Origin of the sequence: Cryobacterium sp. PH31-AA6, assembly GCF_030063195.1 — a bacterium.
In the GTDB taxonomy this organism is placed as follows: domain Bacteria; phylum Actinomycetota; class Actinomycetes; order Actinomycetales; family Microbacteriaceae; genus Cryobacterium.
On record NZ_JASISS010000022.1, the window covers coordinates 31,189 to 57,960 of the forward strand.

23 protein-coding genes are annotated in these 26,772 nt (G+C 68.9%); 10 read left to right on the top strand and 13 right to left on the bottom strand.

The features are described from left to right. Nucleotides 1-8: 8 nt before the first annotated feature. From dxs to dut, 6 genes are all read right to left on the bottom strand, one after another. Entirely contained in the window at nucleotides 9-1,964 is a 1,956-nt protein-coding gene (gene dxs, locus QMG61_RS13635; protein WP_283494873.1) for a 1-deoxy-D-xylulose-5-phosphate synthase, read from the bottom strand. 114 nt (nucleotides 1,965-2,078) lie between these two features. Beyond that, nucleotides 2,079-4,919 (bottom strand): aconitate hydratase AcnA, encoded by a 2,841-nt coding sequence (acnA, locus tag QMG61_RS13640; protein ID WP_283494874.1) that lies wholly within the window; start codon nucleotides 4,917-4,919, stop codon nucleotides 2,079-2,081. Between the two features lie 202 nt (nucleotides 4,920-5,121). Next, entirely contained in the window at nucleotides 5,122-7,515 is a 2,394-nt protein-coding gene (locus tag QMG61_RS13645; RefSeq protein WP_283494875.1) for an HAD-IC family P-type ATPase, read from the bottom strand. A gap of 5 nt (nucleotides 7,516-7,520) precedes the next feature. Further along, entirely contained in the window at nucleotides 7,521-8,357 is an 837-nt protein-coding gene (locus QMG61_RS13650; protein ID WP_283494876.1) for a DUF3159 domain-containing protein, read from the bottom strand. Nucleotides 8,358-8,386: 29 nt separating this feature from the next. Further along, entirely contained in the window at nucleotides 8,387-9,016 is a 630-nt protein-coding gene (locus QMG61_RS13655) for a DUF3710 domain-containing protein (RefSeq protein ID WP_283494877.1), read from the bottom strand. After that, complete coding sequence (gene dut, locus QMG61_RS13660) at nucleotides 9,013-9,504, bottom strand: dUTP diphosphatase (protein ID WP_283494878.1); 492 nt, start codon at nucleotides 9,502-9,504, stop codon at nucleotides 9,013-9,015. The genes QMG61_RS13655 and dut overlap by 4 nt, the downstream gene beginning before the upstream one ends. A 38-nt stretch (nucleotides 9,505-9,542) precedes the next feature. Between dut and QMG61_RS13665 the strand changes: the two genes are divergently transcribed. Then, on the top strand, nucleotides 9,543-9,998 hold the full coding sequence (locus QMG61_RS13665) for a DUF3093 domain-containing protein (RefSeq protein WP_283494879.1): 456 nt from the start codon (nucleotides 9,543-9,545) through the stop codon (nucleotides 9,996-9,998). Nucleotides 9,999-10,004: 6 nt separating this feature from the next. On the opposite strand, the gene QMG61_RS13670 is transcribed toward QMG61_RS13665, so the two are convergent. Next, the gene (locus QMG61_RS13670) at nucleotides 10,005-10,298 is read right to left on the bottom strand and encodes a DUF4193 domain-containing protein (protein WP_283494880.1); all 294 of its coding nucleotides are present in this window, start codon (nucleotides 10,296-10,298) and stop codon (nucleotides 10,005-10,007) included. 197 nt (nucleotides 10,299-10,495) lie between these two features. On the opposite strand from QMG61_RS13670, the gene sepH reads away from it, so the two are divergent. The 4 genes from sepH (at nucleotide 10,496) to QMG61_RS13690 (ending at nucleotide 14,243) form a co-directional block, all read left to right on the top strand. Beyond that, the gene (gene sepH / locus QMG61_RS13675; protein WP_283494881.1) at nucleotides 10,496-11,578 is read left to right on the top strand and encodes a septation protein SepH; all 1,083 of its coding nucleotides are present in this window, start codon (nucleotides 10,496-10,498) and stop codon (nucleotides 11,576-11,578) included. 125 nt (nucleotides 11,579-11,703) lie between these two features. Next, nucleotides 11,704-11,994, top strand: a complete 291-nt coding sequence (locus tag QMG61_RS13680) for a hypothetical protein (protein ID WP_283494882.1) — start codon at nucleotides 11,704-11,706, stop codon at nucleotides 11,992-11,994. Between the two features lie 19 nt (nucleotides 11,995-12,013). Further along, on the top strand, nucleotides 12,014-13,201 hold the full coding sequence (locus tag QMG61_RS13685; RefSeq protein ID WP_283494883.1) for a winged helix DNA-binding domain-containing protein: 1,188 nt from the start codon (nucleotides 12,014-12,016) through the stop codon (nucleotides 13,199-13,201). Nucleotides 13,202-13,205: 4 nt separating this feature from the next. Beyond that, nucleotides 13,206-14,243, top strand: coding sequence for an FUSC family protein (locus QMG61_RS13690; RefSeq protein ID WP_283494884.1), 1,038 nt, complete (start codon nucleotides 13,206-13,208; stop codon nucleotides 14,241-14,243). 236 nt (nucleotides 14,244-14,479) lie between these two features. Here QMG61_RS13690 and QMG61_RS13695 read toward each other — a convergent pair whose 3' ends face one another. Next, nucleotides 14,480-15,040 (bottom strand): YceI family protein, encoded by a 561-nt coding sequence (locus QMG61_RS13695; RefSeq protein ID WP_283494885.1) that lies wholly within the window; start codon nucleotides 15,038-15,040, stop codon nucleotides 14,480-14,482. A 111-nt stretch (nucleotides 15,041-15,151) separates the two neighbouring features. Further along, nucleotides 15,152-16,405: a glycoside hydrolase family 3 N-terminal domain-containing protein gene (locus QMG61_RS13700; RefSeq protein WP_283494886.1), complete on the bottom strand. Its 1,254-nt coding sequence runs from the start codon at nucleotides 16,403-16,405 to the stop codon at nucleotides 15,152-15,154. A 101-nt stretch (nucleotides 16,406-16,506) separates the two neighbouring features. On the opposite strand from QMG61_RS13700, the gene QMG61_RS13705 reads away from it, so the two are divergent. From QMG61_RS13705 to QMG61_RS13725, 5 genes are all read left to right on the top strand, one after another. After that, on the top strand, nucleotides 16,507-17,307 hold the full coding sequence (locus tag QMG61_RS13705; RefSeq protein WP_283494887.1) for an oxygenase MpaB family protein: 801 nt from the start codon (nucleotides 16,507-16,509) through the stop codon (nucleotides 17,305-17,307). A 41-nt stretch (nucleotides 17,308-17,348) separates the two neighbouring features. Next, nucleotides 17,349-17,843: an Lrp/AsnC family transcriptional regulator gene (locus tag QMG61_RS13710; protein WP_283494888.1), complete on the top strand. Its 495-nt coding sequence runs from the start codon at nucleotides 17,349-17,351 to the stop codon at nucleotides 17,841-17,843. Between the two features lie 111 nt (nucleotides 17,844-17,954). Then, nucleotides 17,955-19,175: a pyruvate dehydrogenase (acetyl-transferring) E1 component subunit alpha gene (gene pdhA, locus QMG61_RS13715; protein ID WP_283494889.1), complete on the top strand. Its 1,221-nt coding sequence runs from the start codon at nucleotides 17,955-17,957 to the stop codon at nucleotides 19,173-19,175. After that, entirely contained in the window at nucleotides 19,172-20,188 is a 1,017-nt protein-coding gene (locus QMG61_RS13720) for an alpha-ketoacid dehydrogenase subunit beta (protein ID WP_283494890.1), read from the top strand. The genes pdhA and QMG61_RS13720 overlap by 4 nt, the downstream gene beginning before the upstream one ends. Next, nucleotides 20,185-21,684 (top strand): dihydrolipoamide acetyltransferase family protein, encoded by a 1,500-nt coding sequence (locus tag QMG61_RS13725; RefSeq protein ID WP_283494891.1) that lies wholly within the window; start codon nucleotides 20,185-20,187, stop codon nucleotides 21,682-21,684. The genes QMG61_RS13720 and QMG61_RS13725 overlap by 4 nt, the downstream gene beginning before the upstream one ends. Before the next feature lie 87 nt (nucleotides 21,685-21,771). Here the strand turns inward: QMG61_RS13725 and paaZ are convergent, their stop codons facing one another. Genes paaZ through QMG61_RS13745 form a run of 4 tightly spaced genes read right to left on the bottom strand, consistent with a single transcriptional unit; the run spans nucleotide 21,772 to nucleotide 26,647 of the window. After that, nucleotides 21,772-23,817 (bottom strand): phenylacetic acid degradation bifunctional protein PaaZ, encoded by a 2,046-nt coding sequence (paaZ, locus tag QMG61_RS13730; RefSeq protein WP_283494892.1) that lies wholly within the window; start codon nucleotides 23,815-23,817, stop codon nucleotides 21,772-21,774. Further along, on the bottom strand, nucleotides 23,814-24,719 hold the full coding sequence (locus tag QMG61_RS13735) for a 3-hydroxyacyl-CoA dehydrogenase family protein (protein ID WP_283494893.1): 906 nt from the start codon (nucleotides 24,717-24,719) through the stop codon (nucleotides 23,814-23,816). The genes paaZ and QMG61_RS13735 overlap by 4 nt, the downstream gene beginning before the upstream one ends. Then, entirely contained in the window at nucleotides 24,716-25,462 is a 747-nt protein-coding gene (locus tag QMG61_RS13740; protein WP_283494894.1) for an enoyl-CoA hydratase/isomerase family protein, read from the bottom strand. The genes QMG61_RS13735 and QMG61_RS13740 overlap by 4 nt, the downstream gene beginning before the upstream one ends. Further along, nucleotides 25,463-26,647, bottom strand: a complete 1,185-nt coding sequence (locus QMG61_RS13745) for a thiolase family protein (RefSeq protein WP_283494895.1) — start codon at nucleotides 26,645-26,647, stop codon at nucleotides 25,463-25,465. It lies immediately after the preceding gene. Nucleotides 26,648-26,772 lie beyond the last annotated feature (125 nt).

Below are 26,772 nucleotides of genomic sequence, written 5' to 3' on the forward strand. Positions count from 1 at the left end.
GGTGGGGCTCAGTCTGTTTGGGCGCGGTCCACGGTGATCGAGCCGGTGTCGGTGTGGTTTTCCGGCAGCGGTCTGGCATGGGGAATCTTGCTGCCGAGGACCATCGCGACCACGTCGCGGGCGATGTGCTGCGGGGTGAGGCCCACCTGCTCGAAGATCTCGGCCCTGGTGCCGTGGTCGAGGAACTGGTCAGGAAGGCCCAGCTCGGTCACCGCCGTGTCGACGCCGGCCTCGCGCATGTCCTGGCGGATCCGGGTCCCGATGCCGCCGACCCGGATGCCGTCCTCGATCGTGACGACAATCCGGTGCTCGGCCGCGAGGGCGACAATGCTCGCCGGCACGGGTACAACCCAGCGCGGATCGACGACTGTCGCACCGATCCCCTGCGCCGCGAGACGCTGCGCCACCTCGAGGCCCATCCCGGCCATCGGCCCGACGGTCACGATGAGCACATCCTTCTGGCTGGATTCCAGAAGCACGTCCACGCCGTCGTCGAGACGACGGATGGCGTCGTAATCGACGCCGGTGCTCCCCTTCGGGAAGCGCAGCACGGTTGGTCCGTCGTCGACCGTGACGGCCTCGTCGAGTTCCTCGCGCAGTCGCTCGGAGTCCCGGGGCGCAGCCAGACGGATGCCTGGCACGACCTGCAGGATCGCCAGGTCCCAGATGCCATGATGGCTCGGGCCATCGGGGCCGGTGACGCCCGCACGGTCGAGAACGAACGTGACGCCGGCCTTGTGCAGCGCGACATCCATCAGCACCTGGTCGAATGCCCGGTTGACGAACGTGGCGTAGAGCGCGACGACCGGGTGCAGTCCGCCGAAGGCCAGGCCGGCGGCGCTGGTCACGGCGTGCTGCTCGGCGATTCCCACGTCGTGAACGCGGTCCGGGAACTTCTCGGCCATCTTGTGCAGGCCGGTCGGACGCAGCATCGCGGCGGTAATGGCCACGATCCGCTCGTCGAGGGTCGCCAGACGCAGGAGTTCGTCGGCGAAGACCGAGGTCCAGGATGGTTTTCCGGCCGACTCGGTCGATTCCCCGGTTTCCGGGTCGATCTGCCCGACGGCGTGGAACTGGTCGGCGACGTCGCGCATGGCGGGGTCGTAACCCTTGCCCTTCTGCGTGATCGTGTGCACGATCACCGGAGCGCCGTATCCCTTGGCCTGCCGCAGCGCCTGAAGCATGGCATCCATGTCGTGGCCGTCGACCGGACCGATGTACTTGATGTCCAGGTTCGAGTAGAGCGCCTCGTTGTTGGAGAACCGGGCGAGGAAGCCGTGCATCCCACCGCGCACGCCGCGGAAGAATGCCCGTGCCGGGGCCCCCAGATGGTCGAAGGCCTGACGACTGGTCAAATACGCGTCCCGATAGCTCTTCCGGGTGCGCACGGTATTGAGGAACCGCGCCATGCCGCCGATGGTAGGGGCGTAGGAGCGGCCGTTGTCGTTGACGACGATGATCAGGCGACGGGTGTTGTCGTCGCTGATGTTATTGAGGGCCTCCCAGGTCATGCCACCGGTGAGGGATCCGTCTCCCACGACGGCGATCACGTGCCGGTCGCTCTGCCCGGTCATCTCGAAGGCGCGGGAGATGCCGTCGGCCCAGGAGAGCGAGCTGGAGGCGTGTGAACTCTCGACGATGTCGTGCACGGACTCTGAACGCTGCGGGTAGCCGGCGAGGCCGCCACGCTGACGGAGCTTGCTGAAATCCTGCCGCCCGGTGAGCATCTTGTGCACGTAGGTTTGGTGGCCGGTGTCGAAGACGATCGCGTCCCGCGGGGATTCAAAGACCCGGTGGATGGCGATGGTCATCTCGACCACGCCCAGGTTGGGACCCAGGTGCCCGCCCGTCTTCGCCACCTCGCTGACCAGGAAGTGCCGCACCTCGGCGGCCAGCTCGATGAGCTGCTGGTTGGAGAGACCATCGAGATCGCGGGGACCGGAAATTGTCTCCAGAAGACCCATCTAGAACACCTTTCACGTTGGCCCGGCGTCGAATGACACCGGCGCGCAGAGTCGATCAGATCGATTCTACGCGCCGGTTGGGGAGCTGGCCGGGAGTTGGCCCGGCCGGGGCTGCTAGGAGACGAGCGACCGCAGCACGTACTGCAGGATGCCGCCGTTGCGGTAGTAGTCCGCCTCGCCCGGTGTGTCAATGCGCACGACCGCGTCGAACTCCACGGTGGCCTTGCCGGCTGCCGAGTCGGCACTCGGCGCGGCGGTCACGTGGACCGTCTTCGGCGTGGCTCCGTTGTTGAGCTCCTCGATGCCGGAGATCGAGACGACCTCTGTGCCGTCAAGGCCCAGGGACGCCCAGCTCTCGCCGGCGGGGAACTGCAGCGGAACGACACCCATCCCGATCAGGTTCGAGCGGTGGATCCGCTCGAAGCTCTCGGTGATGACGGCCTTCACGCCCAGCAGGCTGGTTCCCTTGGCTGCCCAGTCACGGGACGAGCCGGAGCCGTATTCCTTGCCACCGAAGATGACGAGCGGCGTGCCGGCGGCCTGGTAGTTCTGGCTCGCGTCGTAGATGAACGACTGCGGCCCGCCGTCGACGGTGAAGTCGCGGGTGTAACCGCCCTCGACGCCGTCCAGGAGCTGGTTGCGCAGACGGATGTTCGCGAACGTGCCACGGATCATGACCTCGTGGTTGCCGCGACGCGATCCGTAGGAGTTGAAGTCGCCACGGGCAACGCCGTGCTCCATCAGGTAGGCGCCGGCGGGGCTGTCTGCCTTGATGTTGCCGGCCGGGCTGATGTGGTCGGTCGTGACGGAGTCGCCGAGCTTGGCCAGCACGCGGGCTCCCGAGATGTCGGTGACCGGGCTGGTCTCCAGCGTCATCCCGTCGAAGTACGGGGGCTTCCGCACATAGGTCGACTCGGGATCCCATTCGAAGACCTCGCTGTCGGGCGTGGGCAGGGCGCGCCAGCGCTCGTCGCCCTCGAAGACCTCACCGTATTCCTTGGTGAACATCGCGGTGTCGATCGAGCTGTCGATCGTGGACTGCACCTCGGCGGAGTCCGGCCAGATGTCCTTGAGGAAAACATCGTTACCGTCGTGGTCGGTGCCGAGGGAATCCGTCTCGAAGTCGAAGTTCATCGACCCGGCAAGGGCGTACGCGATGACCAGGGGCGGGCTGGCCAGGTAGTTCATCTTGACGTCGGGGCTGATCCGGCCCTCGAAGTTGCGGTTGCCCGAGAGCACGGCGGTGACGGCGAGGTCGTTTTCGTTGATCGCGGCGGAGACCTCGTCGATCAGCGGGCCGGTGTTGCCGATACAGACGGTGCAGCCGTAGCCGACGGTGTAGAAGCCGAGGGCCTCGAGGTCGTCGGTGAGGCCGGCCTTCGCGTAGTAGTCGGTGACGACCTTCGAGCCGGGCGCGAGGGTGGTCTTGACCCACGGCTTGCTCTTGAGGCCCTTCTTGACCGCGTTGCGGGCCAGCAGGCCCGCAGCGAGCATGACGCTGGGGTTGGAGGTGTTCGTGCACGACGTGATGGCGGCGACGGCGACGGCTCCGTGGTCGAGGGTGTAGCTCGCCCCGTCCGCCGTGGTGATCGGCACGGGGCTCGACACGGATGCCGGAGCGTGGCTCACGTGGCGGTGCGAGAGCTGGTGGGCGCTCGACTCGTCCTGGGCGGTGAACCCGATCGGATCGGATGCCGGGAAGGTCGCCTCGACGGCCGCATCGACCATCGACAAGTCCTGGCTGGCGTAGCTCTGGAGATCCAGCTCGAACTGCGTCTTCGCCCGGCTGAGCTCGACCCGGTCCTGCGGGCGCTTCGGCCCGGCGATCGAGGGGACGACGGTGCCGAGGTCGATTTCCAGGTACTCGCTGAAAACAGGCTCCTGGCTTGGGTCGTGCCAGAGGCCCTGCAGCTTCGCGTAGGCCTCGACCAGGGCGACCTGCTCCTCGCTGCGGCCGGTGAGGCGCAGGTAGCCGAGGGTGACGTCGTCGATGGGGAACATGGCGGCGGTCGAGCCGAATTCGGGGCTCATGTTGCCGATGGTCGCACGGTTGGCCAGCGGCACCTGGGCGACGCCCTCGCCGTAGAATTCGACGAACTTGCCGACCACACCGTGCTTACGGAGCATCTGGGTGATGGTGAGCACGACATCCGTGGCGGTGACCCCGGTCGGGATGGAACCGGTCAGTTTGAAACCGACGACCTTGGGAATGAGCATGGAGACGGGCTGGCCGAGCATGGCCGCCTCGGCCTCGATGCCGCCGACGCCCCAGCCGAGCACGCCGAGGCCGTTGACCATGGTGGTGTGCGAGTCGGTGCCGACGCAGGTGTCCGGGTAGGCCTGCAGTACTGTTGCTTGTCCTGAGCCTGTCGAAGGGACCTCGCGGGTCATCGTGACGCGGGCAAGGTATTCGATGTTGACCTGGTGCACGATGCCGGTTCCGGGTGGGACGACCTTGAAGTCGTCGAACGCGGTCTGGCCCCAGCGGAGGAACTGGTACCGCTCGCCGTTGCGCTGGTACTCGATCTCCACGTTGCGTTCGAGGGCGTCCTCGCTACCGAACAGGTCGGCGATGACGGAGTGGTCGATGACGAGCTCGGCCGGGGCGAGCGGGTTGATCTTGCTGGCGTCGCCACCGAGTTCGGCGACCGCCTCGCGCATGGTGGCGAGGTCGACGATGCAGGGCACGCCGGTGAAGTCCTGCATGATCACGCGGGCGGGCGTGAACTGGATCTCGGTGTCCGGCTCCGCGGTGGGGACCCAGGCGCCGAGGGCGCGAATGTGCTCCTCGGTGATGTTGGCGCCGTCCTCCGTGCGGAGAAGATTCTCCAGCAGCACCTTGAGACTGAACGGCAATTTGCGGGAACCCTCGACCGCATCGAGACGATAGACCTCATAGTCCGTCGAACCGACCCGCAGGGTGTCCTTTGCTCCAAAGCTGTTTACTGCAGACACGTGGCCCTCTCCTTCGTGGAAACCGACGGGAACCCGTCCGCGATCTCAATCCTGACGACCGGAGAGCTGTCCCTGCCAGCAAGGGTAACCTAACCAGCGGGCGCGGCACCCGGTCGATGCCGTTCGCCAAACTATCTTGACGTAGAGATAACTCTAGCGTGGCCTCGACGGCGAGACCGCATCCGGGACGGTATTTCGTGAACTAGACCCGGTCGAAGATGACTCCGCGGCGTCTGGCTGACCGATAGACCAGTTCGATGCCCGCCGCTCCGAGCAGTCCGACGCCGATCCCGAACGCGAGGGCGGGGTTCGGTTGTACCGAGATGGCGAAGAACATCCGGCCGAACGGCACCGAGCAGGCAAGGACCATGGCCACCGTCATGGTCACCACCAGGGCGAGCCGCGGCCCGGTCAGTGGGCGGGCCAGCGCCACCAGAATCGCCAGCGACACGACGAACAGAGCCACCGTGGTGACGCTCCTCGCCTCGCCCAGCGGCACCCGGTGGTAGAGCGGGAGGAACGCCGAGAGCGCTGTCGCGGCCGCGATGATCCCGGTCGGCACGGCGTAGCGCACGATCCGACGCAGCACCCCGGGCGTGTAGATGCGCTTGTTCGGGGCGAGGGCCAGCACGAAGGAGGGGATTCCGATCGCGAGGGCGGATACGAGGGTCAGCTGGCGCGGCAGGAAGGGGAACGGCAGGGCCAGGGCGGCCATGGTCAGGGCGATCAGGATCCCGTAGACCGTCTTCGACAGGAAGAGGTTCGCCACCCTCTCGACGTTCGCGATGACCCGACGGCCAAGATCGAGCACCTCCGGCAGCCGGTCGAACCGATTGTCGAGAAGCACCAGCCTGGACGCCGCCTTGGTCGCCGGGGTTGCCGCGCCCATGGCGATGCCCAGGTCGGCGTCCTTGATGGCCATGGCATCGTTGACTCCGTCGCCGGTCATCGCGACGGTGCGGCCCTGCGACTGGAGGATGGCGACGACCCGTCGTTTCTGGTCGGGGCTCACTCTCCCGAACAGGTTCGCCCTGCCCAGTGCGGCCGTCAGCGCGTCATCGTCGTCCAGGCTCGCCGCATTGACAGTCTCCCCCGGCAGCCCGAGCCGCCTGGCGAGGGCGGCGACGGTGAGGGGATTGTCGCCGCTCATCACGACCACGCGCACGCCCTGCCCTGCGAAGTACGCCAGGGTCTCGGTCGCCTGCGGGCGCACGGATTCGCGGAACACCACGAGCGCGGCGGGAGTCAGGTCCGCATCGGACGGGTCGGTGGCGGCATCCGGCGGCAGGTCCCCGTGCAGGCGCACCAGGGCGAGGGTGCGGTGCCCGGTCGCCGCGATGTCGTTCGCGGCGGCGAGGCGGTCCGGGTGATTGGCCAGGAGTCGTTCCGGTGCGCCGAACAGCCAGGCCGACGGTTCACCCTCGTGTTCCAGGGCCACACCGCTGTATTTCCGGACCGAGCCGAACGGCAGCCGTGTCGAAATGGTTGCGCCGTCGGTGGAGAAGTGGCCGCCGAGCACCCTCGCGGTGAGGTTGCCGGCGTCGTCCGCTCCGAACGCACCGAGGGCCCGGGCGGCCGCCGCGCCGAGGCCGGGATCGGCGTCGACCGCCGGATCGAACACGATCCGGTCGAACACGAGCTCACCGCTGGTGAGCGTGCCGGTCTTGTCGAGGCAGAGCACGTCGACCCTGGCGAGCACCTCGACGGCGGCGAGCTCCTCGATCAACACCTTGTGCCCGGCCAGCCGGATCGCGGCCACGCCGAAGGCGAGGCTGATCAGCAGCACGAGTCCCTCCGGGATCATGCCGACCACACTGGCCACGGCGTCCCGGAGGGCGGCGCGCCAGTCGCCGTCGCCGAGGTTCGCGATTTCGGCCACGCCGCCGTAGGTCGACACCCGGCCCAGCAGCGTGACCAGGATGACCGGGCCGAGGATCCAGGACAGGACCACGAGGATGCGGTTGGTGGCGGCCCGCAACTCGGAGTGCACGAGCGAGTGCCGTTTGATCTCGGTTGTCAGCCGGTTCGCGTAGGACGCGGCGCCGACCGCCGTGACCCGCGCGTAGCCGGATCCGCCGACGATATGGGAGCCGGAGAGCAGCGGATCGCCGACGACCTTGACGACCGGGTCCGATTCTCCGGTGAGCATGGCCTCGTCGACGACGAGGTCATCGCCGGCCAGCACCGTGGCGTCCGCGGGCACCTGGTCGCCGGGCCTCAAGACGAGGATGTCGTCCTGCACCACCCCGGCCAGGGGCACGATCTCCCGCAACCCGTCGCGTTTGACCGCGACCTCCGGGGTGGAGAGGAGCGCCAGCCTGTCGAGCACGAGCTTCGCGCGCACCTCCTGCACGATGCCGATCAGCGCATTCGCGACCACGACGCCGTAGAACAGTCCGTCGCGCAGGTCACCGAGCAGCAGCACAGCGGCGAAACAGACGGTGAGGATGGCATTGAAGAGGGTGAAGACGTTCTCCCGGAGGATGTCCGCCACGGTGCGGGACGTCGGCTGCGGCGCGTCATTGGCGCGCCCGTCGGCCAGTCGCTGCGCCACTTCCCCGGCCGTGAGGCCCGGGAGCTCGTCGCCGACGGCCATTGTGGTCAGTCCTCGCTCGCCCCGGCCGACGTCGTTCCCGCACTGCCCGGCGCCGGATAGATCGACCGCACCACCAACCAGGACACCACCAGAAGCGGGGCATAGAGGGGAATGCCCATGATCAGCTTGGCCGCGCCGAGCCACTCGACGTTGTCGGCGAAGTACAGCGGCAATTGCACGATCAGGCGGAGCGCGAAGAGCGCGGCCCAGCACAGCGTGAGCACGGTCAGGACCCGCCGCTTGGACGGGTCGTCGCGCCAGGTGATGCCGTCGTTCATCAGGAAGCCCACCGCGAGGCCGAGGACCGGCCAGCCGACCAACGCCGAGACCAGCAGTACCGCGCCGTAGACGCCGTTGGTCCAGAAACCCGGCAGGAAGGCATCCGCCGCATTGCCGGAGAACAGGGCGAGAACGGCGCTGAATCCCGCGCCGAACAGTCCGCCGATCGCCGGCGTCACGGTCTGCCGGACCGCACGCCGGAGGATCAGGAACACCACGCCGATGACCACCGGAGCGATCAGGGAGAGCACGAGCGACTGGTCGGGAATGGTGCGCCGGGTGAGGGTGTAGACGACGAGGAAGACGAGGCCGGGCAGCACAGCCTCGACCAGGCCGCGGATGCCGCCCATCGCCGCGAGCAGGGCATGGCCGTTGACCGGCTCTCCGTCGGCGGCGGGCGCGAAACCGGCGCGCCGGGCCGCAGCGGCCATTCCCTCGGCGAATGTCTCCGAGACGGCGGGACCGGTGCCGGTGCCGGCCGACGCCGCAGCAGCCTCACTCGGCTCGGGATCCGGTTTCGGCTCGGCCTCGGGCTCGTCGGGCGATTGCTGTGCGTCCGTCATTCGGGCGTTCTTCCTGCTGGAGTGGCCGGTCAGCCGTCGGTCGGCTCTGCGGCGCCGGACGGCGTGGCCGGCATCCGGAGCGGGATCAGGTCGCGGGGCGGCATCGGTGCCGAACCACGCACGACGACGATGCTGCGGAACAGGTCTTCGATCTGGGCGGCGGCGTCCGCGTTGACGGCGCCCTCACCGGCGATCACACCGCGGAGGAACCAGCGGGGGCCGTCGACGCCGATGAACCGGGCCAGACGGCTCGACTCGTCGCCGCCGGAGCCGGGCGCGACCGGAATTTCCGCGACGAGTTCGGGGCCGAACGGGCCCTCGCGCAGGGTCGTCGTTCCGCCCTGCTTTCCGATCTGGTCGGCGATCTGGTCGCGGATCTCGTGCCACAGTCCGCTTGACCGCGGCGCGGCGAACGGCTGGACCTGCAGCGTCGAGCCGGCGTAATCGAGACCGATCGCGACGACGCGCTTGCTGCCCTCCTCGATTTCAAGGCGCAGGTGGAGGCCCTCACGGGGCAGGATCTTGACGCCGCCGAGGTCGACGTACGGTCGAACCGGGTTCGCCTCGGCCTCGTCGAGCGGTCCGTCCGTCTCCCGGTCCTCCGGCGCCGACTTGGCCAATGTTTCCGGGAATTCTTCCGGGTTCACGATGTCGCTCACGGGGTGTCTCCTGATTCTGGGGTGCCGGCGGCCTGTGCGGCGTCGGCGGGTGTCCGGCCGAGCCCCGTCGAGCCGAATCCGCCTTCACCGCGCTGGCTGCCCGGCAGCCGTTCAACGGGGATGAAAGCGGCCCTGGCGACGGGCATGATGATGAGCTGGGCGATCCGGTCGCCCACGGCGATCGGGAAGGCCGCCGAGGAATCGGTGTTCAGCAGGGTGACCTTGATCTCGCCGCGATAGCCGGCGTCGACAGTGCCCGGCGCGTTGACGATGGTGATGCCGTGCTTCACGGCGAGCCCGCTCCGGGGCACCACGAACGCGGCGTATCCGTCGGGAAGAGCGATCGCGACTCCGGTCCCGACGAGGGCTCGCTCACCGGGGTTCAGCACGAGTGCCTCCGCGGAGTGCAGATCTGCCCCGGCATCGCCCGGATGCGCGTAATTCGGGAGGACGGACGCGGTAATCAGGACTTCGACGCTTTCTGCCACGTGTCGAGGCTAGTGCAGAAGTCTGATCGAATAGACCCATGCCTGAATATCGCGAAAAACTCTGGGCGTCTCCCGCGCCGTACGTCGCCACAGCACTCGTCATCCCCGCGAGCATCCTCGTCTTCGCGCCGATCTCGATGCCCGCCGGAATCATCATCGCCGCGGTCCTCTACGCCGCGTGCGTCCTGACCCTCGTGCTGACCGCACCCGTCGTGCGGGTGCGGGAGGGAACGCTGACGGCGGGGCGGGCCAGCATCGCGACCGTTCTGGTCGGTGATGTCGAGGCTTTCGAGGGCAGCGAGGCGACCCTGGAACGCGGTCGCCGGCTGGATGCCCGTGCGTGGCTGCTCATCCGCGGCTGGATCACCCCGGTTGTGCGCATCCCGATCGTGGATGCGACCGACCCGGCACCGTATTGGCTGGTGTCGACCCGCCACCCACAGAAATTGGCCGCCGCGATCAATGAATCGCGACGGCCAGCATCAACTAACTAAGCGCGCTTAGGCGTCGCACTCCAGGCAGACCGGACCGAGCTTGGTCTCGTGCGACACCTGCGAGCGGTGCTTCACAAGGAAGCACTCAACGCAAGTGAATTCGTCGGCCTGCGGAGGCAGGACGACGACGTCGAGGTCGAGATCGGACAGATCGGCGCCGGGAAGATCGAAACCACCGGGATTGTCTGAGTCGTCGACATCCACGACTCCAGACATCTTGTCGGGTACGCGCTCTTTGAGGGCCTCAATCGACTCGGAGTCGTCTTCGGTCTTTCGCGGTGCGTCGTAATCGGTTGCCATACCCATCCATTTCATTAACGCCGAATAACGGAATCGGCGGGCATAGTTTCCAACAATCCCGACGGAATAGCAAACTACGCACCGCCCTTGTTCGCCGGCACAGTGATCAACTTGCGGCACGCCCGGTGTATTCCCCGGAAAAGCGGTGATTGCATGGCAGTCTTGGCGACATCAGTGATCGCGAGAGGGCTTTCGAGATGCAGGAATTGAAAGTTATCGGAGTAGAGAACGGCGCGCTGCTTGCAGCCAGCGAGGATGGTGATCGTTTCCGGATCCCCATCGACGAGGTTCTCCAGTCCAGGCTTCGCCAATCCCAGACCGAATCGACGTCTGGGCCCAAGTTGTCCCCGCGCGAGGTGCAGGCGCACATCCGTGCCGGCATGTCCGCGGAGGATGTTGCTGCGGTGACCGGCGCCCCCATCGATTTTGTGCGCCGATTCGAGGGTCCTGTCGTCGCCGAACGCGAGTACATGGTGTCCTGCGCCCTGAGCGTGCCCGTGCACACGGCCATCGACCCCGACCCGATCGAGGGCGGCGCCACCTTTGGGAGCGTCATCCGCGAACGCCTCGCCTCGCTCGGCGCCACCAACGAGCGCTGGGCCAGCTGGAAAGAGCCGGGCGCCGGCTGGATCGTCAAGCTTGCCTTCACCGCCGACGAGATCGACCACGACGCCCGCTGGGGTTTCGAGCCGAAGAAGAACGCCCTGTCCCCGGTCGGCAGCGAGGCCATCGCGCTGTCCCAGCAGGGCGAGCTCAAGGGCGCGCTCATCCCCCGGCTTCGCGCCGTCGGCGCCGAGACCAGCCTGGCCGATGTGTCGCGTTTCGACAGCGGCGCCTTCACCTTCAAGGAATCCCTGGCCGACGATCTGCTCGGCGACACCGCACCGTTGCTGGAGCCGATCCCCTACTCCCGGCCGGCCGGCACGACGGATGCCGTTTCCAAGGCCGCGATCAAACGAGCCGTCGAACCGCCCCAGAGCCTGAGCGAGACGGCCGACCTGCTCGAATCCCTTCGGCGCCGACGCGGCGAGCGGGAGGCCGCCGTCTTCGAGCACGATGAGCACCCCGTCACCCCGGCGCCGGGCATGCGCCTGCTGGACGCCCCCGTGGAGGCTCCTGCCGCCGAGTCGGCCACCGAACCGTCCCGGAACGCCTGGTCGAACCAGGCCGCGACCGGGCAGCCCCGGAACACCGGCAACCACGGCAAACGCGGGCGGGCCTCGATGCCCAGCTGGGACGAGATCGTCTTCGGAGCCCGCACGGACGACGACCTCGCCTGATCGGTTCACGTGCAGCCGCCTCGAGGCGTTGAAATCGGGCGCGCACTGGCGCTGAACCGCACACCGGAGTTATAGTTTCCTATCGAACATACGTTCGATTGGGAATATTGATGAGGTGGTGCCCCGTGCCCAGGGTGGACGAACCGGTCAGAGTCTGGACCAGCGAGATCGGCGAGCCGCAGCGGATGGTCTGGCGGGCCCGCAGATACCGGGTGACCGACACCCCGACGGCCCTTGTGGGCACCTGCGACTGGTGGAAACCGTTGTCGCCGCACGGCTTCGGCATCGGGCATCCGCCGCTGCAGATTGCCGGCTGGCGGTTTCAGGCCACGTCCGACGACGGCGAGACCCACGTCTTCGATGTGGAGCACGGCGAGTCCGACGCGGATTGGCAGCTGCTGCGCACGTTCGACTAGTGTCCGGCATACTGATCCGATGGCACTGACCGCCTCCGCTCGTGACATCGTCCGGCTGCGCCTGGTCCGGCACGGCCTCGGCCCGGTCACCGGCGGCTCCCCGAACGGGCCTGTCGGGGTCGTCGAGCGACTCCTCGCCCTGCAAGCGCAGGATTTCACGGCCGCCCGGTGGGCCGTCGGCGTTCGGGCGCCCGGATCGTCCGCCGACGACGTGCGCCGGGCGATCGACGACGCAGAGATCGTGCGGTCCTGGCCGATGCGCGGCACTCTGCATTTCGTGCCGGCGGCAGACCTGGGCTGGATGCTCGGCGTGACGGCCCCGAGGGTGCTGGCCGGGATGAGGACCCGCCGTGGCCAACTCGACCTGGACGAGGCGACCCTCGAACAGGCGAGAGGCGCTGCCCTTTCCTCCCTCGCCGAGGGTCGACAGCTCTCCCGGGCCGGCTTCCTCGCCGCCCTCGAGGCGGCCGGGATCAGTACGGCGGGCCAGCGCGGCTACCACCTGATCGCCCACCTCGCCCTGACCGGCACGATCTGCTGGGGCAGGCAGGTCGGCTCGCAGCAGCAGCTGGTGCTGCTGGACGGGTGGGTGCGCGCGCCCCGACGACTGGAGCGCGAGGAGGCCCTGGGCGAGTTCGTGCTGCGCTATTTCTCCGGCCATGGGCCGGCCACCGTGCAGGACTTCGTCTGGTGGTCCCAGCTCACCGTCGCCGACGCCCGGGTCGGCCTCGATGTCGCTCGCGACCGGTTGATCGAGCTGCAGGTGGAGGGCATCGCGCACTACTGGGCCGCTGCGGCCGACACCGGCGAGACCGGGCGCCCACCGAAGCAACGCACGCCGGTGCTCGCGCTTCCCGGCTTCGACGAATACCTGCTCGGCTATCGCAACCGCGGATACGCGGTAGCCGACGCCGACTTCACGCGCGTCGTGCCCGGCAAGAACGGGATCTTCCTGCCCCTCGTGCTCGTGAACGGCCGGGTGGCCGGCACCTGGCGCCGGAAGCCCGGCCCGCCCGGAAGCCCGGGCTACGAGGCCATTGCGTTCACCGGCCTGACGGAGCGTCAGCGCACCGGGTTTGACCGGGCAGTCCGGGACTACACCCGCTTCTTCCAGCCTCACGGCGCCCCGGCAGCCGCCGGGCTGGGCGAACCTCGGGAACACGACGAACGGCCCGGACTGCCCGAGGGCCCGCTCGCGCTACCCTGAGCAAGTGAGACTAACGGCCCGCCTGCAATCCACGAGCCGGATCCCGCTCCTCCAGGCCGTGAAGACCTCCGTTGCCGTCGCTCTGGGCTGGCTGCTCTCGCAGTTCCTGCTCCAGACCGACCTGCCCATCTTCGCCGCCATCGCGGCGCTGCTGGTCGTGCAGCCCAACATCAACCAGACCCTGGGCCGGGCGGTCGAACGCAGCCTCGGGGTCATCGGCGGCGTGCTCATCGCCTATGCGGTCGGCATCGCCTTCGGTCAGTCCAGCTGGATCGTGCTGCTCGCCATTGTCTTCTGCATCATGCTGGCCTGGGCGCTGCGCCTCGCCCCCAGTTCGGCAAGCCAGATCCCGATCAGCGCGATGCTCGTGCTCTCGATCGGGGCAACGACCCCCGAGTACGCGCGTGACCGCATCCTGGAAACGATCATCGGGGCGGCCGTCGCCCTCGTCGTCAACGCGCTGATCGTGCCGCCCGTGCTGCTCGCGCCGGCCCACGACGCCGTGGTGCGGCTCGCCCTCGAGGTCGCCGATACCCTCGACCGCATTGTCGACGCCCTCCGTTTTCCGCAGCAGGCCGGCCAGATCGAAGAGATGATGATCAAGGCGCGGCTGCTTCGCCCGATGCTGAGCAAGGCCGAGAAGGCGATCAAGCAGGCCGAGGAGAGCCTCACGCTCAATCCCCGGCACGGGATGCACCGGCGCCTGCTGGACATCGACGAGGAGTTCTACAACCGACTGATCTCCCTGGTCACCCGCACCATCGGCATGACCAGGTCGCTCAGGGACCACTATGACCACTCGCTCCACCTCGAGCCGACAGTGCTGGCGATCACGGTGGAGCTCAGCCGGGCCGCCCATGACCTGAGGCTGCTCACGTCGGAGGTCGACCATCCCGACCGCGAGAAGGTGTCCCTGCCCGTGGAGCCGCCGACCCTGACTGCTCCTCTGATCATCGCGACGCCGCATCCGCAGCACTGGATTCTGATCGGCTCACTGATGGAAGACCTCCGCCGGGTGCGCGAGGAGATCAAGGGCGACTAGGTTCGAGGCTGCGGTGGGGGCTCGGCTGCGTTCCGAATTCAGGAGAACCCACCCCTCATACGGCGCCGGCGGGCATCCGTCGCACTGTTCCGGGCTATACGCCTGAACTCGGGACAGGACGTGCGGATGGAACCGGCGGCCGGGCGGGGGCGAGTGCGGGGGCGGGGGCGAGTGCGGTGGCGACAGGGGCACAACGAAGGGCCCCACCGTAGCGGAGCCCCTGTCGATAATGCCTGTTACGCCTGGTTCAGCGCGGCCTGCAGTTCAAGGGTGATGGTGACCTTCTCGCCGAGGAGGACGCCGCCGGTTTCGAGGGCAGCGTTGTAGGCGAGGCCGAAGTCCGCACGGGTGACCTCGGTCTTCGCTGTTGCGCCGGCCTTGTAGTTGCCGTAAGGGTCCGTGCCGAAGCCGCCGAACTCGAAGTCGAAGGTGACCGGCTTGGTGACGCCTTTGATGGTGAGGTCTCCGTCGACGAGGAAGTCGCCCTTGACGGAGCGCACGCCGGTGGAGACGAAGTTGATGGTGGGGAACGTTTCGGCGTCGAAGAAGTCGCCGGTGCGCAGGTGGCCGTCGCGGTTGGCCTCGTTGGTGTTGATCGAGGCGACCTCGGCCGTGGCGGTGACGGTGCTGTCGAGCGGGTTCTCCGCGGTGATGAAGGTCGCGTCGAAGTTTTCGAACTTGCCCTTGACCTTGCTGATCATCAGGTGGCGAATGCTGAAGCCGACTTCGCTGTGGGTGGGGTCGATGGTCCAGGTGCCGGCCTTGTAGCCGGGGATGTTCGTGATGGTGTCAGTCATGGGTTCTCCTCGAGTCTCGGGCGGTGGATTCTCGCCGTCAATTACATGCAATTGCATAGGAACCTGGATTATTCCGAGTCCGGACTTATTTTTTCACGGCATACCCGCTCGCTAGCGGAGCAGCCGTCGGCACTCGACCCCGCACGGGTCGACCGCGGAAGATCGCACGGCGAGCTCACGACGGAGCACGAGCAGCCGGAAGACATCGTCGTCGATCATGGCTGGGTCAATTCGTCCACCCTCGACGGCCGCGGCGATACCGGCCACCAGGGCGGGCACGTCGATACCCACTTTCCGGGGATCCGCCGGCAGCACGTAGAGGAGCATGGTGTTGCCTGCGGCGAGGGCCGCGATCGCGTTCTCGGTGGGGTCGGCGTACTCGGGCAGCCCGGTGCCCTGGAGCATCAGCATGTCGTCCGTGATCGCGATCCCCGTGAAGCCGAGGGACCCGCGCAGGATCTTGTGCCAGGCCGGGGACAGGCTGGCGGGTCTGGCGTCCACGGCGGGGAACGCCAGGTGTCCGAACATGACCATCTCGGCGCCGGCCGCGATGCCGGCCTGGAACGGCGGCGCGACGTCGGCCAGCCAGTCCTGATAGCCCAGCGCGGTCGACGGGATGCTCCGGTGCGAGTCCCCCGGCGCGGCGCCGTGACCGGGGAAGTGCTTGAGAGTGCTGAGCACCCGTCCACGTTCACCGTCGACGGCAGCGGTCACGCGCAGCGAGGCCGCGGCAGGGTCGAGGCCGAGCACCCGGCCGTAGAGGAACGAGCCGGGGTCGGCGGTCACGTCGGCCACGATGCCGAAGTTCACGCTGACCCCCGCGGACCGGAGCAGGGCGCCTCGACTGCGGAAGGCATCCTCCGTCGCCTGTACGGGTTGGGCGCGCAGCACCTCCGCCCCCGGTGCCGGGTCGTTCGTCAACCGGGCGACCTCCCCGCCCTCCTGGTCGATTCCGATCACGAGGGGAAGCGCCGCATCGGTGCTCAGCCCCGCGGTCATGGCGCCCAGGGCCTCCGGAGTGTCCGGCACGTTGTCGCCCATCAGGATCAGCCCGCCGAGACCGTTGTCGGCGGCGAAGGAACCGAGGCGGGCAGCATCCGTACCCGGCTGGTGCAGCATCAGCAGGCTGGAAATCTTCTCGGTGAGGGTCATCGCGGCGAGCCGCCGACCGGCATCGGCCGCGAAGGGGTCGACCGGGGCGCCGGTCCGGGCGGACGAGGCCGTACCGGCGCCGTCGGCGGCGCCGGGAGCACGAACCGGGGAGCAGCCGCCCACGAGCAGGGAAAGTGTCAGAGCGGCCGCCAGCGCCGCAACGGTGGCCGTGTATCGACGCGGCAGCCCCGCCCGTGCTCGCCCGTTTTCCATCCGTCAAGGTTAACCCCTGATGGGGGGAGGAGCCCCTCCGCCCGAATCCGGGAAGTCGCACTACACTCGTCATTCACTACGACACCCGGCGGGAGGAACCGATGAGACGAACCGACCTGGGGGTGCGCGATATCGCCGGTGAGGCCGTGCTCATCGGCGCCGGCGGGCGATCCATCCTGCTGCAGATCGCCAACCCGGCCGTCGGTCACGGAGTCGCCGATCACAGTGACTTCGTCTCCCGACCGCTCGACCGGCTGCGCGGGACACTCAGCTACGTCTACACGGTGGTGTTCGGCACGCCGACCGAGGTCGCGAGGGCAGTCGCACGCGTCAACCGGGCGCACGGCCCCGTCGTCGGCGCGACGACCGAGGGCGCTCCGGCCTACAGCGCATTCGCCCCCGACCTCCAGCTCTGGGTCGCCGCGACCCTGTACGACTCGGCGATGACCATCCGTGAACTCGTGTTCGGCCCGCTCGACGATGGCCTCGCCGAGGCCGTCTACCGGGACTACGCCGCGCTCGGCACGGCCCTCCAGGTTCCGGAGGGCCGGTGGCCGGTCGACCGTGCGACGTTCGCCGTGTACTTCGCCGAGCAACTGGCCGGGCTCCGAACGGACGCCACCACCAGGGCAGTGGCACGCCAACTTCTGTATCCGCGGGCCGGCCCGGCGTGGCTCCGCCTCGCCATGCCCCTGGGCCGCCTCCTCACCGTCGGACTGCTTCCGCCCAGGGTCCGGGAGATCTTCGAACTCGAGTGGTCGCCGCGCTCCCAACGCCGGTTCGACCGACTCTTCGCGGTCACCGCCGTGGTCTACCCGATATTGCCGTTGCGGCTGCGGCACTGGCCCAAGAACCACTACCTGCGCGTCGCGCGCCAGGCGCTGGAGCCGGCGGTAGTCTGAAGCCTCCCGACACTGAGGACCTCGATGACGCAGCAACCGGTATGAGCGGGCAGCCCAGCACGCCGCCGCCCGCCGGACTCGACCCGATCGACCGGCGGATCGTCGCCGAACTCAGTCGGGACGCACGCCTGTCCATGCGCCAGATCGCCACCCTCGTGCACATCTCCCGCACGGCGGCGCACACGCGGGTGCAGAACCTCGTGCGCCATGGGGTGATCACCGGCTTCGGGGCCCAGATCGATCCCCGTGCCCTGGGCCTGCACGTGTCCGCCCTGGTCGTCGTCAAGATCGGCGACGTCTCCTGGTCCGACATCGCAGCCCGGCTCAGCGAGCTGCCGTTCGTCGAGAAGGCGCAGGCCGTCAGCGGGGACATCGACATCATCCTCACGGTGAGCGCACCGGACCACGAGCAGCTCAGCCAGGCCATCCTGCGGGACATCCACAGCATGCCCGGTGTCATCTCCACCCGGTCGCACCTGATTCTCGAGGAAATCGCGGGCCACGCGCCCGCCGAGGCTCCGGACATCTGGCGCTGAACCTCGCCTGAATGCGGGACGTTTGGTGCGGCTGGGGGTGGGTTCGAGCCAATCGTTCACATCCGTTCGCCGGGTGTCGTGGCCGGCCCACGGATGCCGCACGATTGCGTCATGAGCCTCAATGTCGAGACCCCGATCGTGTCCACCGCGTCGGCGCCGCAACCCCTCCGACTGATCGACGACACCGGTCATGCCGTCACCGACGATGCCGGCGGATTCACGCTCCCCGACGCCGACACGCTACTCGGCCTGTACCGGCAGATGGTCGTCGCCCGCCGGTTCGATGTGCAGGTCACGGCGCTGACCCGGCAGGGGCGACTGGCGACCTACCCCTCCGCCCTCGGCCAGGAGGCCTGCGAGATCGCCGCCGTGGCGTCGCTCGCACCCGGAGACTGGCTCTTCCCGACCTATCGGGACAGCATCGCCCTGCTCACCCGCGGCGTGAAGCCCGAAGACATCCTCGCCTCGTTCCGCGGCGAATGGCACAGCGGCTACGACCAGTATGAGCACCGGATCGCGCCGCAGGCCACCCCCCTCGCCACCCAGGCGTTGCACGCCGTCGGCCTGGCCACGGCATCCAAGCTCAAGCGGGACAGCACGGTCGCGCTGGCCCTGCTCGGCGACGGCGCCACCAGCGAGGGCGACGCGCACGAGGCGTTCAACTTCGCCGCCGTCTGGCAGGCTCCCGTCGTGTTCGTGGTGCAGAACAACCAGTTCGCGATCAGCGTGCCCCTCGACAAGCAGATGCACTGCCGCACCATCGCCGACAAGGCGATCGGCTACGGTATGCCCGGTTTCTACGTCGACGGCAACGATGTCGCCGCGATGTACGCGGTCACCTCCGCGGCCGTCGAGCGCGCGCGCACCGGCGGCGGGCCGACCCTGGTCGAGGGGCTGACCTACCGGATGGAGGCGCACACCAACTCCGACGACCCGAGCCGCTACCGCACGGCAGGCGACGTCGAGGTCTGGCGACGCCGTGATCCGATCGAACGCCTGGAGACCTATCTGGTCTCGATCGGTGCCCTGGACGACCGGGTGCAGGCAAGCATCCGGGAGGAGGCCGAGGACCTCGCCGCGGCGACCAGGGAATGCATGACCCGGCCGGTGCAGGTGGACCCGCTGGAACTGTTCGACCACGTCTACGCCTCCCCGCGGCCAGCGCTCGCCGAACAGCGAGCCTTCCTCTCCGCCGAGCTGGCCGAACACGCCGCCCTCGCCGATCAGGCGTCCGCGACCCCCTCGTCGTCCACCACCCCGCCGTCGTCCACCACCCATTCGTCGTCCACCACCCACTCGTCGTCCACCACCCACTCAGGAGCGCACGCATGACGCTGCAGAGCATGGCCCCGCCCGTCGGCGCCCGCCCGCCCGCCGCCCTCACCATGGCGGCCGCCCTCAACGCGGCCATCCAGGACTCGATGCGGGACGACCCGACCGTCGTGTTGTTCGGGGAGGACGTCGGCCCCCTCGGCGGCGTCTTCCGGGTCACCGACGGTCTCTACGCCGAGTTCGGCGAGACCAGGGTCAGTGACTCTCCCCTGGCCGAGTCCGGCATCGTCGGCACCGCCATCGGCATGGCCATCTATGGCCTGCGCCCCGTCGTGGAGATGCAGTTCGACGCGTTCAGCTACCCGGCGTTCGAGCAGATCGTGTCCCATCTCGCCAAGATGCGCAATCGCACCCGCGGCCGGATCTCCCTGCCCATCGTCATCCGCATCCCCTACGCCGGAGACATCGGTGGGGTCGAACACCACTCCGACTCCTCGGAGGCATACTGGACGGCCACCCCCGGCCTCACGGTCGTGTCCCCGTCGAATCCGGCCGACGCCTATTCGATGCTGCGTGAGGCGATCGCCAGCGACGACCCGGTGATCTTCATGGAACCGAAGAGCCGGTACTGGATGAAGGCAGAGCTCGCCCTGCCCGTTCAGACCGCTCCGATGAACACCGCCGTGGTGCTCAGGGAGGGCACCGACGTCACCCTCATCGCCTACGGCCCCACGGTGAAAACCGCTCTGGCCACCGCGGAGCTCGCCACGGCGGAGGGACTGTCGATCGAGGTGATCGACCTGCGCAGCCTGTCACCATTCGACGACGCCACCGTCGGCGCGTCGCTGCGCAAGACGAGCAGGGCAGCCGTCGTGCACGAGGCGGCGCAGTTCGGCGGGTACGGCGCCGAGGTCGCGGCGCGGCTCACCGAACGCAACTTCTTCCACCTCGCCGCGCCCATCCTGCGGATCACCGGCTTCGACATCCCCTACCCGTCCCCCAAGCTCGAGGAATACTTCTTGCCGACCCCGGACCGGATCCTCGCCGCGCTCGGCACCTGGGAGTGGTCATGATGACGCACGACTTCATCCTTCCCGACCTCGGCGAGGGTCTGACCGAGGCGGAGATCGTCTCCTGGCTGGTCAAGGTCGGTGACACCATCACGATCGACCAGCCCGTGGTCGAGGTCGAGTCGGCGAAGTCGGTCGTGGAGCTGCCGTCACCGTTCGGCGGCGTGGTCCAGTCGCTCTTCGGCGAGGCGGGCCAGGTGATCCACGCCGGCCAGGTGCTGCTGAGCGTGGCCGACGCCGCGCACTCGGCCCTCGAGCCCACGGCCGAGGACGAGGTTGCCGTGCCGGCCAGGTCGGAAACGCCGACCGAGCCTGCCGCCCCTGACGCGCCGCCCACCGCCCCGAGCGGGGCATCCGGCGCCGTCCTCGTCGGCTACGGCACGAGCGAGAACACCCGGCCGCTGCGACGACCGTCGACCGCGCGCTTCGGCGCCAGGGACGCGTCCCCTGAGGTTTCCGTTCCCCCGCCCGCTCCGGAGCCGGCCGCCGTCCAGCCGGCCGCCGTCGCGCCCTCCGTTCTTCTCGACCGCCCCTCCCCTGTCGTCTCGCCGATCGTGCGGATGCTGGCCAGGGAAAACGGTTTCGACGCCAGCGCCCTGCGCGGCAGCGGACCGAACGACCTGGTGCTGCGCCGCGACGTCGAGGCGCGGATCCGGGCCAATGTCACCGCAGCCACCACTGCCACACCGGCACCGGCCGCGTCGGCACCGGCCACCGCCCCCACCGCCGTCCCTGCAACCGCCACTGCAACCGCCACTGCAACCGCCGCTGCAACCGCCGCCGCGGCTGCAGCGTCGGCGCCGCCACCTTCGGACACCCGAATTCCGATCACCGGCCCGCGCAAGGTCGTGGCCGAGCGCCTGGCCCAGTCCCGGCGGGAGATCCCGGAGGCGACAATCTGGCTCGACGTCGACGCCACCGAGCTCTTCATCGCCCGCGACCGGCTCCTCGAGGCAACCGGCGAGCGGTTCAGCGTCACCGCGCTGATCGCGCGCTTCGTCGTCGCCGGACTGCGTCGCTACCCGCTCCTCAACGCCTCGGTCGACACGGCCAGCCAGGAGATCCTGGTTCGCGGTGAGATCAACCTCGGCATCGCGGCGCAGACGCCGCGGGGACTGATGGTCCCGGTCGTGCACGGCGCCCATGCCCTGACCACCCGGCAGCTGCGGGATTCCATCGCCGGGCTGGTCTCCCAGGCCGGCGACGGGGCCTTCTCCCCCGGAGCCCTGTCCGGCGGCACGTTCACCCTCAACAACTTCGGCTCCCTCGGCGTCGACGGGTCGGCGGCGATCATCAACCACCCGGAGGCCGCCATCCTCGGCATCGGCCGGATGATCGAACGCCCGTGGGTGGTCGAGCACGAACTCGCGGTGCGCACCGTTGTCGAGCTGTCGATGGTGTTCGACCACCGCGTCTGCGACGGCGACACCGCGGCGGGTTTCCTCACCTACGTGGCACGCTGCATCGAGTCGCCGGTCGCCCTGCTCGCCGACCTCTGAGTCCCGGCTACCCACCGCATCCCCGGTCCGTGGACCGGGGATGCGGCGGCGTCCCGACTATTGTCGGCTGCTGGTTCGTGCGGACCGCTAGTTCTTGCTGACCAGGGTGAGCACGTCGTAGCTGGCGACGACCTCGTCGTTCTGGTTGTGCAGCACGGCGTCCCAGCAGACTTCGCCGTAGTCCTCCGTCTCACGCGGGGTGATCCGTTTGGCGGTCAGGGTGACCCTGATGCTGTCGCCCGGGGAGACCGGGGTGACGAACCGCAGCCGTTCCAGACCGGAGTTTGCGAGCACGGGGCCAGGTGCGGCATCCACGAAGAGTCCGGCCGCCCAGGAGACGAGCAGGTAGCCGTGCGCGACGATCCCGGGGAAGAACGGGTTCGCCGCGGCGGCTTCCGCGTCGGTGTGTGCGTAGAACTTGTCGCCGGTCGCCTCCGCGAACGCGGTGATGTCCTCGAGGGTCACCGTACGCGGTCCTCCCTGAACCTGGTCGCCCACCCGGAGCACCGCGAGCGACTTGCGGAACGGGTGGATCCCGTGTCGTACCGCGGCGCCGGTGTGCCACTGGCCGGTGATGGCGGTGAGCATATCGGGCGAACCCTGGATGGCGGTGCGCTGCATGTGGTGCAGCACCGAGCGGATGCCGCCCAGTTCCTCGCTGCCGCCGGCGCGGCCGGGTCCGCCGTGCACCAGGTGCGGCACGGGCGCGCCATGGCCGGTGCTGCTGCGGGCGTCAACCCGGTCGAGCATCAGGACGCGACCATGGTGGGCCGCAATCCCGAGAACCAGCGCGCGGGCGACGTTCGGGTCATGGGTGGCGACCGTCGCGACGAGCGAGCCGCCGCCGAGGGCGGCCAGCGCAACGGCGTGGTCGAGGTCGGTGTACTCGATGATCGACGCGACCGGACCGAAGGCCTCGATCTCATGCACGGCGGGACTGTCGGCATCGTCGAAGGCCAGCAGCAGCGGCCCGACGAAGGCGCCGTCCGGGTCGGTTCCGACCGGAGCATCCGTCGACCCCATCACGATGTGGCCGCCGCCCTCGACCAGGCGGGCGACGCTGGAGAGCACCTCGCGGCGCTGGTCGAGACTGGCGAGGGGGCCCATGGTGACGCCGTCGGCGCGCGGGTCGCCGATCGAGACCCGGCGCTCCACCCGCTCGGTCACGGCGGCGACGATCTCGTCCCGTTGACCGGCCGGCACGATCAGCCGGCGGATGCTCGTGCACTTCTGGCCTGCCTTGCTGGTCATCTCGGTGACGGCGGAGGCGATGAAGGCGTCGAACTCTGCCGTACCCTTGGTGGCATCCGGGCCCAGAATCGCCGCGTTGAGGGAGTCGGTCTCGCTGGTGAAGCGCACCCCACCCTCGACGACGTTCTTGTGCGCCTTGAGGCTGCGTGCGGTTCCGGCCGAGCCGGTGAAGGCGATCAGGTCCCGGTAATCGAGGTGGTCGATCAGGTCCCGGGCGCTGCCGGAGACCAGCTGCAGGGTGCCGGCCGGCAGGATCCCGGATGCGACGATGTGGCGCACGACCGCCTCGGCGAGGTAGCCGGTGGGTGAGGCCGGCTTCACGATCGTCGGCACCCCGGCGATGAATGCGGGGGCGAACTTCTCGAGCATGCCCCAGACCGGGAAGTTGAAGGCGTTGATCTGGCAGGCCACCCCGGGGATCCGGGTGTAGATGTGCTGGCCGCTGAACGAGCCGTCCCGCGACAGTGTCTCGACGTCGCCGTCGACGTAGACCTGGCTGTTGGGCATCTCCCGCCGGCCCTTCGACGACAGGGTGAAGAGCACGCCGATACCACCGTCGATGTCGACCATGGAGTCGTAGCGGGTGGCGCCGGTGCGCGCGGAGAGGGCGTAGAGCTCCTCCTTCACGCCGCTGAGGTACTGGGCAAGCTGCTTGAGCAGGATCGCGCGCTCGTGGAACGTGAGCCGACCGAGCGAGGCCTGGCCGACCCTGCGCGCGTGCTCGACGACGTCGGCGAGATCGAGCCCCTCACTGCTGACGGCGGCGACATCCTCGCCGGTGCTCGCGTCGAGCACCGGCTGGCCCGCGACCCCGTCTGCGGGGGTCCACCAGGAATCCAGGACGTAGCTGGGCACGATCGTGCCGGTACTGAGGAGTGTCATGATGCGTCCTTCCAATCGAAGAATCCCTGGCCGCTCTTGCGTCCGAGGTCGCCGCGCGCGACGAGGTCGCGCAGCAGTTGCGGCGGAGCGAACCTCTCGCCGAGGGTGGAATACAGGTGTTCGGCGATGCCCAGGCGCACATCGAGCCCGACCAGGTCCGTGGTGCGGAGAGGTCCGACCGGATGCTTGTAGCCGAGCACCATCGCCGCGTCGATGTCGGCGGCGCTGGCGACGCCCTCCTCGACCATCCGGATGGCCTCGAGGGCGATCGCGACGCCGAGCCGGGAACTGGCGAAACCGGGCGAGTCCCGCACCAGGATCGGAGTCTTGCCGAGGGCGGAGACCCAGCCGGTGGCCAGCTCGACCAGCTCGGGAAGGGTGGACTCCCCCGTCACCACCTCGATCAGGGTCGAGACCGGAACCGGGTTGAAGAAGTGCAGCCCGATGAACCGGTCCGGGCGATCAAGCGATGCGGCGAGGTCGGTGATCGAGAGTGACGAGGTGTTCGAGGCCAGCCAGGCGTCGGGGGCCAGGTGGGCCTCCACGCTGCGGAGCGCCGCGGTCTTCAGCGCCACGACCTCCGGCACGGCCTCGACGACGAGCCCGGAATCGACGAACGCCACGGCATCCGTCGCCACGCTGAGCCGGTCGGCGTATGAGGCTCGGTCGCCTCCGATTGCACCGAGGCGGAGGGCGGTGTCGACGGCGGCGAGCACGCGCTCGCGGGCCGCGGCGGCCGCTTCCGGGTCGCGTTCGACGACGGTGACGTGTGCGCCGGCGACGAGGAAGGCGTGGGCGATGCCGGCGCCCATCCGTCCGCCACCGAGCACGCCGACCCGGCTGGGAACGGAGATGGGCGTCGCGGCGGCCGCGGCGGCCGTGGTGTCTGGGGCAAGCGTCATCGCTTTTTCCTCTCCAGGAATGCAGTCATTCTGGCGAACTTCTCCTCGGATTCGAACAATACGGCCTGGGCCTCGTTGTCGGCTATGGGATGCCTGGCCCGCGGCACGTGGAAGACCTCCTTGGCGAGCTGGGTGGCCAGGGGGTCCTGGGCGGCGATCCGGTCGGCCAGGGCGTGGGCGGCGGCGAGCAGGCTATCCGCCGGGTGAACCTCGGTGACCAGGCGCACGGCCAGCGCCTCCTCGGCGTTGAGGATGCGGCCGGCCAGGATGATCTCCTTCGCGACGGGTTCTCCGACGAGCTCGGCCAGGCGCCAGAGCGCGCCCGCGGCGGGAATGATCCCGAGGGAGGTCTCCGGGTTGCCCAGCCTGGCCGTCTCGGAGGCGATCCGGAAGTCGGCGGCGTAGGCAAGTTCGGCCCCGCCGCCGAGTGCCCAACCGTCGATCGCGGCGATGACCGGCAGCGGCAGGCGCGCGATCCGCTCGAACAGCTCCGAGTTGATCCCCTTCAGGGCGTCGTCACGGCGGCGTTCCCGAAGCTGGGCGATGTCGGCGCCGGACGCGAAGACCCCGGCGGAGCCACACAGGATCAGGATCCTCGGGCCGCGTTCCAGTTCGCCGCAGAGCAGGTGCAGTTCGTCGACCATGGTCTGGTCGATGGCGTTGCGCACCTCGGGCCGGTTCAGCTGGACCTGGACCCGGTCCGGGCCGCGTTCGACCAGCAGGGTGGAGAACTCCCGCGACATCTAGACGCTCTCCACGATGAGGGCCGAGCCCTGACCCACGCCGACGCACATGGTGGCGAGGCCGCGCTTGGCGCCCTCGCGTTCCATCCGGCCGAGCAGGGTGACCAGGATCCGCGCTCCGGACGAGCCGAGGGGGTGCCCCAGGGCGATCGCGCCGCCGTTGCGGTTGACGATCTCCGGATCGAGGCCGAGCCGGCGGATACACGCCAGGGACTGGGTGGCGAAGGCCTCGTTCAGTTCGACCGCGTCCAGGTCGCCGATGCCCAGGCCGAGCCGCCGGAGGAGTTTTTCGGTGGCCGGAACGGGGCCGAGTCCCATCGTCTCCGGGGCGACGCCGGCGCTCGCCCCGCCGGCCACCCGGGCGCGGGGGGTCAGGCCGAGGCGTTCGATCGCCGCTTCGCTCGCGACAACGATCGCCGAGGCGCCGTCGTTGAGCGAACTGGCGTTGCCGGCCGTCACGATGCCGCCGGGGCGCACGACCGAGCGCAGGCCGGCGAGCCGTTCGAGGGTGGTGTCTTCCCGTGGTCCTTCGTCCAGCTCGACCAGACCGGCCCGGGTGGGCACCGGCACGATCTCGGGGGCGAAGGTTCCGTTCCGCCTCGCGTCGACGGCCAGCCGGTGCGAGCGAAGGGCGAACGCGTCGGCATCCGTCCGGCTGATCTGATCGAGCGCGGCGACCTCTTCCGCGGTCTCCGACATGGTGAAGGTGGCCTTGTCACGTTCCGCGAACCGGGGGTTGGCGAAGCGCCAGCCGATCGACGTGTCGACGATCTCGCCCGGCTTCGCCCAGGCCTTCTCCGGCTTGGCAAGCACCCAGGGTGCCCGCGTCATCGACTCGACCCCGCCGGCGATGACCAGGTCGGCTTCGCCGGCCTTGATCATGCTCGCGGCGAGGTGCACCGCGGAAAGCCCGGAGGCACAGAGGCGGTTCACCGTGATGCCGGGGATGCTGTCGGGCAGCCCCGCGAGAAGCACCGCCATCCGGGCGACGTTGCGGTTGTCCTCGCCGGCCTGGTTGGCCGCGCCCATGATCACCTCGTCGATGAGGTACGGATCGAGGCCGGACCGGCTCACCACCGCGGACAACACGAGAGCGGCAAGATCATCGGGGCGAACGCCGGCAAGCGCCCCACCGTATCGGCCGATGGGAGTGCGAACACCATCAACGAGGAATGCTTCGGGCATGGCTTCATCACCTTTGATCGCCGTATTACTTACTGACCGTTCGTTCCGTAAAGAATGGCACACATCCAACGCCTGCGGCAACCGCCCCGCCCCACCCTCCCCCGCGCCGTTCCGCGAAAGTGCAC